Origin of the sequence: Mitsuaria sp. WAJ17 (genome assembly GCF_014174515.1) — a bacterium.
Taxonomy (GTDB): domain Bacteria; phylum Pseudomonadota; class Gammaproteobacteria; order Burkholderiales; family Burkholderiaceae_C; genus Roseateles_B.
In genome coordinates this window covers 93,545-103,916 of sequence record NZ_JACJUG010000019.1, presented here as the reverse complement: position 1 = coordinate 103,916, position 10,372 = coordinate 93,545, and the positions used below count along the sequence as shown (strand labels likewise).

General features: G+C 71.5%; 9 protein-coding genes and 1 pseudogene. 7 read left to right on the top strand and 3 right to left on the bottom strand.

The features are described from left to right. The 4 genes and pseudogenes from H5407_RS16120 to H5407_RS16105 form a co-directional block, all read left to right on the top strand. Positions 1 to 426, top strand: a pseudogene (locus tag H5407_RS16120) (apolipoprotein N-acyltransferase); the annotation flags it as partial. Between the two features lie 75 nt (positions 427 to 501). Next, complete coding sequence (locus tag H5407_RS24695; RefSeq protein ID WP_183105486.1) at positions 502 to 3,579, top strand: ligand-binding sensor domain-containing diguanylate cyclase; 3,078 nt, start codon at positions 502 to 504, stop codon at positions 3,577 to 3,579. Positions 3,580 to 3,647: 68 nt separating this feature from the next. Then, on the top strand, positions 3,648 to 4,370 hold the full coding sequence (locus H5407_RS16110; RefSeq protein WP_183105485.1) for a GNAT family N-acetyltransferase: 723 nt from the start codon (positions 3,648 to 3,650) through the stop codon (positions 4,368 to 4,370). A gap of 153 nt (positions 4,371 to 4,523) precedes the next feature. Then, entirely contained in the window at positions 4,524 to 5,864 is a 1,341-nt protein-coding gene (locus H5407_RS16105) for an NAD(P)/FAD-dependent oxidoreductase (RefSeq protein ID WP_183105484.1), read from the top strand. On the opposite strand, the gene H5407_RS16100 is transcribed toward H5407_RS16105, so the two are convergent. Beyond that, entirely contained in the window at positions 5,865 to 6,341 is a 477-nt protein-coding gene (locus H5407_RS16100; RefSeq protein ID WP_183105483.1) for an Lrp/AsnC family transcriptional regulator, read from the bottom strand. 305 nt (positions 6,342 to 6,646) lie between these two features. Between H5407_RS16100 and H5407_RS24025 the strand changes: the two genes are divergently transcribed. Beyond that, positions 6,647 to 7,135, top strand: coding sequence for a GNAT family N-acetyltransferase (locus H5407_RS24025; protein WP_220800640.1), 489 nt, complete (start codon positions 6,647 to 6,649; stop codon positions 7,133 to 7,135). 19 nt (positions 7,136 to 7,154) lie between these two features. Here H5407_RS24025 and H5407_RS16090 read toward each other — a convergent pair whose 3' ends face one another. Beyond that, positions 7,155 to 8,285 carry an ABC transporter substrate-binding protein gene (locus H5407_RS16090; RefSeq protein ID WP_183105481.1) on the bottom strand — a complete coding sequence of 377 codons (1,131 nt, stop codon included), beginning with the start codon at positions 8,283 to 8,285 and terminating at the stop codon, positions 7,155 to 7,157. 249 nt (positions 8,286 to 8,534) lie between these two features. On the opposite strand from H5407_RS16090, the gene H5407_RS16085 reads away from it, so the two are divergent. Together H5407_RS16085 and H5407_RS16080 are read left to right on the top strand one after the other, a co-directional pair. After that, positions 8,535 to 9,134, top strand: coding sequence for a DUF2242 domain-containing protein (locus tag H5407_RS16085; RefSeq protein WP_183105480.1), 600 nt, complete (start codon positions 8,535 to 8,537; stop codon positions 9,132 to 9,134). A 9-nt stretch (positions 9,135 to 9,143) separates the two neighbouring features. After that, a complete protein-coding gene (locus H5407_RS16080; RefSeq protein WP_183105479.1) occupies positions 9,144 to 9,494 on the top strand; it encodes a translation initiation factor Sui1 in 351 nt (116 codons plus the stop codon). Between the two features lie 21 nt (positions 9,495 to 9,515). Here the strand turns inward: H5407_RS16080 and H5407_RS16075 are convergent, their stop codons facing one another. Next, complete coding sequence (locus tag H5407_RS16075) at positions 9,516 to 10,352, bottom strand: class I SAM-dependent methyltransferase (protein WP_255501274.1); 837 nt, start codon at positions 10,350 to 10,352, stop codon at positions 9,516 to 9,518. Positions 10,353 to 10,372: the final 20 nt, after the last annotated feature.

Sequence of the window (10,372 nt, the reverse complement as noted above, 5' to 3'; positions counted from 1 at the left end):
GGCGCGCCGCTGGCCGAGGCCGGCGAGGAAGGCCCGGCCGCACGCTACGCGATGGCCCGCCAGCGCCTGCGCCGCCACCGCCTGGCCCGGCCGGCCTGGAAGTATCTGGGCCTGCCCCTGCTGCTGGCCCTGCCGGCCTTTGCCCTGCACCAGCACATCGCCTACGGTGGCCTGCTGGGCGAGTACCGCAGCTACGGCCTGGCGGCCTATCTGTCCGCCTTCGGCCTGTGGTGGGCAGCCTGGGCCGTCGGCGTGCTGATGGCCTCGGCGGCCGTGCGCGCCGGCATCGAGGCCCTGGCCTGGCTGGGGCTTTTGTGGCGTCCCGCGCTGGCTCTGCCCATGCGAGAGGGCCTGGAGTCCGCCGGCCTCGCCCTGCTGTACCTCGGCTTGCCCGCCTGGCTGGCCCTGCGCCTGCTGGGAGGCTGAGCCGCGCGCATTTCTGCGCATTGCGCGTCACTCGCCTCACGGGGCTTGCACGGAGCCTGCTTATCATCCGCCTCCATGCACCGAGCTGTTCTGCGCCTGTCCGCATTGCTGTTCCTGTGGGCGGGCCTTCAGTGGGCCGGTCTGCTGGCTGCATCCGCCTTCGCGGGCGAGGTCCTCGATGCCCAGTTCCGCAGCATCGAGGTGCCGCAGAACACGGTGCCCGCGCTGGCCCAGGACCGCAGCGGCTTCATCTGGGTCGCCACCATCAAGGGCCTCACCCGCTATGACGGCTACCGGCTGCGCTCTATCGAGCAGGAGGGCCCTACCGCGGCCCGGCGCAACCTCGGCTGGGTGCGGGCCCTGGCTCCGGCCCGCGACGGGCGCATGTGGATCGGGACCGAGTTCCAGGGACTCATGGTCTACGACCCTCAGCAGGACCGCGTCCAGGCCCAGGGCAACGCCGCAGTGCATGATGCTGCGCAGATGCCCATCCGCGCCCTGGCCGAGGATGGCGACGGCAGCGTCTGGATAGGCAGCCTGGGGCAGGGCCTGCAGCGCTACCTGCCGGCCGAGCGGCGCTTCGAGCGCCACGAGTTGAGCATCAAGGGCGAGCCGGAGCAGCGGGTCACCGCCCTGCTCGTCGCCCATGACGGCGCGGTCTGGGCCGGCCACTGGCGGGGCCTTGCGCGCCGACAGGGCGGGGGCTGGACCCACGTCGCCCTGCCGGGGCCGCAGGACGAGGCCACCGTGCTGGCCATGACGGAAGACCGCGCCGGCCGCCTCTGGTTCGGCACGCAGGACGGGCGTCTGGGCGTGGTGGAGCAGGGCCAGGTGCGCTGGGTGCAGGACCTCAAGGCGCCCATCCAGGCTCTGGCCGAGGCCGAGGACGGCCGCATCTGGGTCGGGGGCAAGAAGGGCCTGCTCTGGCTGGATCCCAACCGCGGCAGCATCGAGGCCTGGTTGCGGCACGACCCGCAGCACTTGCGCGGCCTGGCGGGCAATGACATCAGCGGCCTGCTGCGCGACCGCTGGGGCGTGATGTGGGTGAGCGGCTACGGCCTGGGCCTGCAGCGTCACCAGGACCATCCCGCCCTGGCCGTGCGCGGGCCCGACAGCGATCCGCAAAGCGCCCTGCACGAGGCGGACGTGCGCTCGGTGCTGTGCCTGCGCAGCGGCGAGGTGCTGGCGCCCACGCAGGCGGGCCCGGTGGCGCGCCTGGACGGACGACCCGGCCAGGCCCTGGCGACCCTGGGCAGGTGGCCGCGCGAGCGTCGCAGCGTGGTCGATGCCCTCAACCAGGCCCCGGACGGCAGCCTCTGGTTGGCCTCGGCCGGCCGCCTGGAACACCGCAGTCTGGACGGGCGCCTGCTGCGCGACTGGCCGCTGGAGGGCGCGCGGGCCCAGCAGTTGCTGATCCGCCGCACGGGCGAGGTCCTGCTGGGCATGCAGGAGGGGCTGTACCGCCTGGCGTCGTCCGAGGCGCCGACGCTGCAACGCGTCAACCTGGCGGGCGGCGAGGCGCTGAAGGGCGGCATCTACGCGCTGCGCGAGGAGCCGGGCAGCCTCGCGCTGTGGGTGGGCGGGCAGCAGGGGCTGTTCGTCGAGGGGCCGACCGGCCTGACGCCGCTGGCGCAGTCGCCGAAGGAGGCGCTGGGCAGCCCCATCGTGATGGGCATGCTGTGGTCGCGTGACGGCACGCTGTGGGTGGACACGCCGGTCAGCGGGCTGCACCGCCGGACCGGCCTGGACGCCCAGGGCCGCTCTCGCTTCGAGCGCATCAGTGAACGCCTCGATGTGCAGGGCGTGTTCGGCGGCAACCTGCACGAGGACGCCCAGGGGCGCATCTGGAGCCAGCTCTACGTCTATGACCCGCGGGCCGACCGCATCGACGCCTTTGGTCCGGCCGAGGGCGCTTTCTTCGGCAGCTTCTGGTTCTTCGCCAGCTGCGAGCTGCAGGGGGGCGGCCTGCTGTTCGGTGGCAGCCGTGGTCTGCTGCGCGTGCAGCCGGAGGCCTACGCCGCGCCCATGGGTGAGCTGCCCATGGTGGTCAGCAGTCTGCGGCTCAATGGCCAGCCCTACCAGCCGCAGAGCCTGCAGCAAGGCCTGACCCTGCAGCCGGGCATGCGCACGCTGACCGTCGAGTTCGCGGGCCTGGACTATGCCGACCCGCAGCGCCTGCGCTACCAGTACCGCCTGCAGGGCCAGGATGCCGACTGGACCCGCGTGGACGCCAGCGCCCGCAGCCCCAGCTTCGGCCCGCTCAAGCCCGGCCGCTACGTGCTGCAGGTGCGCGCGATGCCGCAGCAGGGCGCGGGCCGCATGGCCTCGCTGGACCTTCCCATCGAGCTGCTGCCCGCCTGGTGGCAGACCTGGTGGGCGCGCTCCGGCGCGGGCGTGCTGCTGCTGCTGTCGATCTGGAGCTGGGTGCAGTGGCGCACCCGGCGCCTGCGCCGCCGCGAGGTCGAGCTGCGGGCCTTGGTGGACGCGCGCACCGTCGAGCTGCGCGAAGCCAGCCTGACCGACACGCTCACCGGCCTGCGCAACCGCCGCTACCTGGCGCTGCGCCTGGAGGACGATCTCAACCTGTGCCTGCGCCGCTTCGAGTCCGAGGGCCAGGAGCCCGCTCCCGACAGTGATCTGCTGCTGATGCTGCTGGACCTGGACCACTTCAAGCGCGTCAACGACGTCCACGGCCATGGCGCCGGCGATGCCGTGCTTGTGCAGCTGGCCGAGCGGCTGCGCAAGGTGTTTCGCGGCACGGACTCCCTCGTGCGCTGGGGCGGTGAGGAGGTCCTGGTGCTGGTGCGCGACAGCAACCGCGGCAGCGCGGCCGAGCTGGCCGAGCGGGCCTGCTTGGCGGTGCGCGAGCAGCTCTTCGACATCGGCGAGGGCCGGCAGATCCCGGTCACCGTGTCCCTGGGCTGGACCGCCTTCCCGCTGAATCCCTCGCAGCCCCGCGCCTGGGACTGGGCCGCCAGCCTGGGCCTGGCCGATGTGGCCCTCTATGCCGCCAAGGCGCAGGGCCGGGACGGCCATGTGGGCGTCGAGCGGGCGGACGGTTTGACACCCTTGCACCTGCCCAAGGACTGGTGGCTGGGCCAGCCGCCGGCCGGGCTGACGGTGCGTCGCAGCCGGGTACGCTTCGCGGGCTGAGCAGGCGCGGGCCGGAATCGTTTCTGCTAGGCTCGTCGCGCTGCCCCCGGCTCCAGGAGTTCCGCGACATGCCTCTGGCCTCTTTCCCGCCCCTCGATGCCCAGCCGGCCGCGACTCTGCTGGACCGGCCGGTGTGGCACAGCCTCACCGGTCCCCAGCGAGACCTGGCCCGGGGCGATGCGCTGGCGAGGCGCTATCACCCCGAGATCCACCTCTTCGCCTGCGCCGCGGACGACAGCCCCGGGGCATTGACCGCGCTGGCGCGGCTGCTTCCGGCCCAGGGCTCGCTGTATCTGCTGCAGGCGCCCCCGCTGTGCCTGCCGCCCGGCGTACACGTGCTCAAGGAGGCCCTGGGCGTGCAGATGCTGGCCACGCGCTCGCTGAACGATGAGCCCTCCCACCCCGATATCCAGCCCCTGGGTGATGCCGATGCGGCCGAAATGCTGGCCCTGGCCGAGCTGACGCAGCCAGGCCCCTTCCTGGCACAGACCCACCGCATGGGCCGCTTCTTGGGCGTGCGCCTGCAGGGCCGCCTGGCCGCGATGGCGGGCGAGCGCATGCATGTGGCCGGCCACACCGAGATCAGCGGCGTCTGCACCCATCCGGATTTCCGCGGCCTGGGCCTGGCCCGCCAGCTGTCCGCCGCCGTGGCCCGCCAGATCGAGGCCCGTGGCGAGCGCCCCTTCCTGCATGCCTGGCGCAGCAACGAGGCCGCCATCGCCCTCTACGAAAGCCTGGGCTTCCGCTGGCGCCGCGACATGCAGGTGGCCGTCATCGCGAGGGCTTCTTGAGCAGCGCCGCGCCGGCCCGCCCCGGCCCAGGGCTGGCCGCCCCTGGGCGCCGTGCGCCTAGCGCGCAGGCCATGCCGGCCGCCCTGCGCTCCATGCCATTGATGCATGTCTGAGTGCCAGCGGGGGCGATGGCCGCGGCGCACAATGACCGGCATGGACAGCCAGCCTCACAGCATCGCCCCGTCCACCCGCCCGCGGGTGCTCATCATCGGTTGTGGCTTCGGCGGCCTTGCCGCCACGCGCTCCCTGGCGGGCGCGGAGGTCGATATCACCCTGGTCGATCGCAGCAACCACCACCTCTTCCAGCCCCTGCTGTACCAGGTGGCGACAGCCGGGCTCTCGGCGCCCTCCATCGCGGCGCCCATCCGCCACATGCTGCGCCGCCAGCGCAATGTGACCGTGCTGATGGCGGAAGTCAGCGGCATCGACAAGGCCCACCGCTGCGTTCACCTGGCCGACGGGCAGGTGCTGGGGTACGACTTCCTCATCCTTGCGGCTGGCGCCACGCACAGCTACTTCGGCCACGACGACTGGGCCGAACATGCCCCGGGCCTCAAGACCCTGGAGGATGCCTTCCGCTTGCGCGCCCGCGTGCTCAAGGCCTTCGAGCAGGCCGAGCTGGAGCCTGATCCGGCGCGTCAGGCGGCGCACCTGAGCTTTGTGGTGATTGGCGGCGGGCCCACGGGCGTGGAGATGGCGGGCACCCTGGCCGAAATCGCCCACCACACCTTGCGCGACGAGTTCCGCCGCATCGACCCCTCCAAGGCCCGTGTGCTGCTGCTGGAGGGCTCGGAGCGCGTGCTGCAGGCGCTGCCGCCGGCGCTGTCCGCCAAGGCGGAGGCGCAGCTGCGCGGCCTGGGCGTGGAGGTGCAGACCCGCTGCCGCGTGGTGGGCATCGACGGCGAGGGCGTGAGCGTGCTGCAGGGGGAGGGGGCCGTGCCGCAGCGCATCGAGGCCCGCACCGTGGTCTGGGCAGCTGGCGTGGCCGCCTCACCGCTGGGCCGGATGCTGGACGTGCCGCTGGACCGGGCCGGCCGTGTGCAGGTCGATGGCTTTCTGCGCATTCCCGACCACCCCGAGGTCTTCGTGATCGGCGACCTGGCCGCCGCCCAGAGCGAGGAGCCGGACGGGCGCCTGCGCCCCGTGCCCGGTGTCAGTCCGGCCGCCAAGCAGATGGGCGCCCATGCGGCGCGCAGCATCCTCGCCGTCCTGCGCGAGCGCGAGGCCACGCTCAGGCCCTTCCGCTACCGCGATTACGGCGCCCTGGCCACCATCGGCCGCAAGGCGGCGGTGGCCGACCTGGGCTGGCTGCAGTTCTCGGGCTATGCGGCCTGGCTGTTCTGGCTCTTCGTCCACATCTACTTCCTGATCGGCTTCCGCAACCGTCTGGTGGTGCTGATGGACTGGGCCTGGGCCTACTGGAGCTTCCAGCGCTACGCCCGGGTGGTGGTGGAGCCCGCAACGGGCCGGCCCCAGCCTCCGGCCGCGGCCTGATCAGGCCTGCGCCGCGTCCAGCGGCAGTGCCGTGCGGCTGATCACGTGCTGGAGCACGAAGCTGGAGTGCACGCCCGTCACGCCAGCGATCCGGGTGAGCTTGCCCAGCAGCAGGTTCTGGAAATGGTCCATGTCCCGCACCCAGAGCTTGAGCTGGTAGTCCGCCGCCTGGCCGGTGATCAGCAGGCACTCCAGCACCTCGGGTAGCACGCGCACCGAGGCCTCGAAGTTGGCGAAGCGCTCCGGCGTGTGCTGGTCCATGGAGATGTGCACCAGGGCCATCAGGCTCAGGCCCAGCTTGCGAGCGTCCAGCAGCGCCCGGTAGCCGGCGATCAGGCCACTGTCCTCCAGGGCGCGAACCCGGCGCAGACAGGGCGAGGGCGAGAGCCCCACGCGGTCTGCCAGATCCTGGTTGGCGATGCGGCCTTCCTGCTGGAGGATGTCAAGAATCTGGCGGTCTATGCGGTCAAGTTCCATTTGCATTGCTCAAAATGTTATTTATGAGCAATCTAATGCTAAAAGAAAAAGAATCAAAGCCATCTTCGCAATTTTCTGCCCGCCCGCCCTTCCTACACTGGGATCACTGCAAACAGCAGCCCTCCACCGCCCGGGCAAGACCCCTGCGGAGCAGGCCAGGCCCACGACGGCCCTCCCCCTGCAGTCAAGGCCCCAGGCGTCACGAGCGTGCTGGGGCCTTGGCCATTGCGGGGTCAGGTCTTGCGACGCCCTTGCCAGAGGCGACCCATCGTCGGCAGCCCGCGGCGTGGCCCCACAATGTCGCCATGGACCTGACGCTTGAACGATTGAGCCTGGACGACTTGCGCCTGCTGGAAGCCGGGCAATGGCCCGCCGGATGGCTGGACCGTGTGGAGCCCGGCGCCCTGCCGCCCGAGCGCGTGCACCGCCGCGCCCTGGCCCTGCTGGCGGAGGGTTGCGCGCCCTGCTGGGCCGTCAGCTGCATGATGTGCCGGCCCAGCGACGGACGTTATCTGGGCAACATCAGCTTCAAGGGTGCGCCCTGCGAGGGCCGGGTGGAGATCGGCTACCAGGTTGCCCCGGGCCAACAGGGACAGGGTCTGGCCACCGCCGCCGTGCGCCTCATGCTGGAGGAGGCCTGGGCGGCGGGCGTGCGGGTCGTGCGGGCCGAGGTCATGCCCGAGAACCTGCCCTCCCAGCGCGTGCTGGCCAAGGCGGGCTTCCGCCTGGTCGGGCATCACGCCGACGAGCGCCAGGACTGGGTGGGGGTCTGGGAGGTCCAGCGGCCGGATTGAGCGGGCGCCGCGCGTCAGCTCAGCGAACCAGCACCAGCGAGCTGCCGCGGTGGGACTCTTCCTGGTAGCGCAGCCTGAAGCCGCCGAGGTCCAGCTCACCCAGACTGGCCAGGGCGTGCTGCAGGCTGTCGCGGTTGACGGGGCCCCGGATGCGGCGCAGCCCCTCGGTGAGGACGCGGGCGGCCACGTAGCCCTCCAGGCTCAGCGAGTCGAACTGGCGATCGCCCCGGGCCAGCATGGCCTTCTGGTAGGCCGCGACGACGGGCAGGCTGGTGTCGTGCGCGTCGGGCACCACCTGGGAGACGCGGATCTGGCGCATGTCGCCCATCAGCGATTCCTTCAACGGCTCCAGGCCCACGAAGGACAGCAGGTAGAAGCGGCCCTTGTAGCCGCGCTGGCGCGCCTGGCGGATGAAGGCGGCGCAGGTCTCGTAGGTGCTGATCATGAACACGGCCTCGGCGGGCTCGCGGATGATCAGTGCCTCCAGGGCCTCGTCCACCTTGGGTGAGTTGCGCCGCACCGTGGCCGAGGCCTGCAGCTGCAGCTTCTGGTGCAGGGCGGCCTCGCGTATGGCCTCCAGGCCGGCGCGGCCGAAAAGGTCGGCCTGCAGCAGCACGTTGAAGCGCTGCACGCCGTCCTGCAGCATGGCCTGGGCCAGGGCGACGGATTCGTCCATATAGCTGGCGCGCACGCTGAAGACGCGGCCCGGGCCGGGCTCGTAAAGCATGCTGGCCCCGGTATAGGCCCCGAGGAAGCTGATGCCATGGCGCTTCAGGTAGGGCAGGGCCACGCGGCTGGTGGGCGTGCCCACATAGCCGAACAGCAACAGCACGCGCGGGTCCTCGGCGAGCTGGCGGGTGTTGATCTCGGCACGATCGGGCTCGTAGCCGTCGTCGCGCAGGTCCAGATGGACCCTGCGGCCCTGCACGCCGCCCTGCTGGTTGAGCAGGTCCAGCTGCGCCCGGATGCCCGCGTGGTAGCGCAGGCCCAACTGGGCGGCCGGGCCGGTGAGTGCCGCCGAGCTGCCGATGCGCAGCTCCTCGTCGGTCGAGGCCCCGGCCCGGCGCTCGAAGCCCAGCCCCAGGCCCATGCCCATGCCCAGCAGGGCGGCCAGGCTCAGGCGTCGCGAAGGCACGGTGGCATCAGGCATGACGGCCACATTGTGCGCCTGTGGTCCGGCGACGGGCTTGAGCTGGGGCGAGGCCCTTCCATCCGCGTGCCCAAAGCGGTGCTTTGCCACGGCTGCCCCGCGCCCTGCCCACCGGGCAGTCCTTGGACGCCCGGGGGTGTCTTTCCGTGCCGTGCCGTGCGGGACCGGGATAATGCGGGGCCGGAGCCGGCGTCCAGTCGTGCTGGCTCGGTGAACCATGTGCCGAGGGCGAGTGAGGGAGAACGATCGATGAGCAGAACATGGACAGCCACCCCCCTGGCCGCCCTGGTCGGCGCTTGCCTGCTGGCCGGCTGTGCGATCTCCGTGCCGGGCCGCGAGCCGGCCAAGGTCTCGGTCTACCAGAACGAACGCTTCCAGGCCGAGGAGACCTTCTCCCGCCTCTTCGACGCCTCCATGGAGGACACCTGCGAGGCGGCGCGGCGCGCGCTGCTGAGCCAGGGCTACCTGATCAACCCCGGCAAGGCGGGGGCGGTGAGCGGCACCAAGCGCTTCCAACCCGAGGGCGAGGTGCATGTGGAGATCAACTTCAACGTGGTCTGCGTGCCTGACGGCCGCAATGCCCAGTTGGCCACGGCCTTCGTCTCGGCCCAGCAGGACCGTTACGCGATCAAGAAGAGCGCCAACTCCACCAGCATCGGCGTCAGCGCCATCGGCTCGATCTCGGTGCCCCTGGCGGCCTCGCAGGACTCCATGGTGAAGGTGGCCTCCGAGACCATTCCCGCTGGCGAGTTCTATGACCGCTTCTTTGCCCTGATGCACCGCATGCTCAGCGAGCAGACCGGCGAGGGCACGGGCGCCGGCAGCGCGGCCGTGATGCGCCAGCGCTGAGGGTTGGCGATGAAGGACAGCCGCCTGGTCTATTCCACCGAGCTGGGGCGCACCTGCCCGCAGTGCCGCGCGGCGCTAGCGGCCTGCCGCTGCGGCAAGCCCGCCGCACGTCCCTCGGGCGATGGCATCGCGCGCGTCTGGCGCGAGAGCAAGGGCCGGGGCGGCAAGACAGTCACCCTGGTCAAGGGCCTGCCTCTGGACGAGGCCGCGCTGCAGGCCCTGGGCAAGCAACTGCGCAGCGCCTGCGGCAGTGGCGGCACCTGCAAGGACGGCGTCCTGGAGATCCAGGGCGATCATGCCGAGCGCGTCACCGCCTGGCTGATCGCCCAGGGCCATCCGGCCAAGCGGGCCGGCGGCTGAGGCCGGCGCCGGATCGCTGGCTCAGGGCTTCACGAAGCGCAGGGTCATGCGGTCGCTCTCGCCGATGGCGGTGTAGCGCTCACGATCCTTGTCCTTGTTGGCGAGGGTGGGCGGCAGGGCCCATACGCCGTTCTCGTGGTCCGCGGTGTCCCTGGGATTGGCATTGACCTCGCTGCGCGCGGCCAGCTTGAAGCCCACGGCCTCGGCGACGCGGATTACGTAGGCCTCGTGCACATAGCCGCTGCTGGCCTTCTCGTCCTGGGCCTGCGAGGCCGGGCGCCGGTGCTCGACCACGCCGAAGCTGCCGCCCTTCTTGAGCGCCTCGAAGGCGCTGCGGAACACGGCCGTCACGGCGGGCTCGCCGCCGGCCTCGATCCAGTTGTGCACGTTGCGGAAGGTCAGCACCAGATCGGCCGAGCCGGGCGCGGCGTACTGCAGGCGGCCGGGCACCTCGAACACATTCATCTGCACCTTGCCATAGACCGCCGGCGTGGCGGCCAGCTTCTCCTTCAGGCGCTGGCCGCTGCGCTGGCGGTAGGCGTTGCTGGACTGCGGGTCGTCAGCGCCCAGGATCAGCTGGCCCTTGTCTCGCAGATAGGGCGCGAGAATCTCGGTGTACCAGCCGCCGCCGGGGCTCAGCTCGACCACCGTCATCCCGGGCTGGATGCCGAAGAAGCGCAGGGTCTCGTAGGGGTGGCGGGCACCGTCGCGGGTGGTGAAGGCGGGCGTGCGCTGGGCGCCGGCGATGGCGGCCTGCAGCGCGGTGTCGGGGCTGTCTGCGGCAGGGCTGCCGGCCCAGGCCGTGGCCATCATGGACAGGCAGGCGAGGGCGGCAAAGCCGCGGCGAGTCAGGCTCATGGAGTCCTCCGATCGGACGA

Excerpts from the sequence above, each read along its gene's own strand:
- H5407_RS24025 (WP_220800640.1), top strand. The coding sequence starts at position 6,647 with ATGGACCTGACGCTTGAACGATTGAGCCTGGACGACTTGCGCCTGCTG.
- H5407_RS16090 (WP_183105481.1), bottom strand. The coding sequence starts at position 8,285 with ATGCCTGATGCCACCGTGCCTTCGCGACGCCTGAGCCTGGCCGCCCTG.
- H5407_RS16085 (WP_183105480.1), top strand. The coding sequence starts at position 8,535 with ATGAGCAGAACATGGACAGCCACCCCCCTGGCCGCCCTGGTCGGCGCT.
- H5407_RS16075 (WP_255501274.1), bottom strand. The coding sequence starts at position 10,352 with ATGAGCCTGACTCGCCGCGGCTTTGCCGCCCTCGCCTGCCTGTCCATG.
- H5407_RS16080 (WP_183105479.1), top strand. The coding sequence starts at position 9,144 with ATGAAGGACAGCCGCCTGGTCTATTCCACCGAGCTGGGGCGCACCTGC.
- H5407_RS16105 (WP_183105484.1), top strand. The coding sequence starts at position 4,524 with ATGGACAGCCAGCCTCACAGCATCGCCCCGTCCACCCGCCCGCGGGTG.
- H5407_RS16100 (WP_183105483.1), bottom strand. The coding sequence starts at position 6,341 with ATGGAACTTGACCGCATAGACCGCCAGATTCTTGACATCCTCCAGCAG.
- H5407_RS24695 (WP_183105486.1), top strand. The coding sequence starts at position 502 with ATGCACCGAGCTGTTCTGCGCCTGTCCGCATTGCTGTTCCTGTGGGCG.
- H5407_RS16110 (WP_183105485.1), top strand. The coding sequence starts at position 3,648 with ATGCCTCTGGCCTCTTTCCCGCCCCTCGATGCCCAGCCGGCCGCGACT.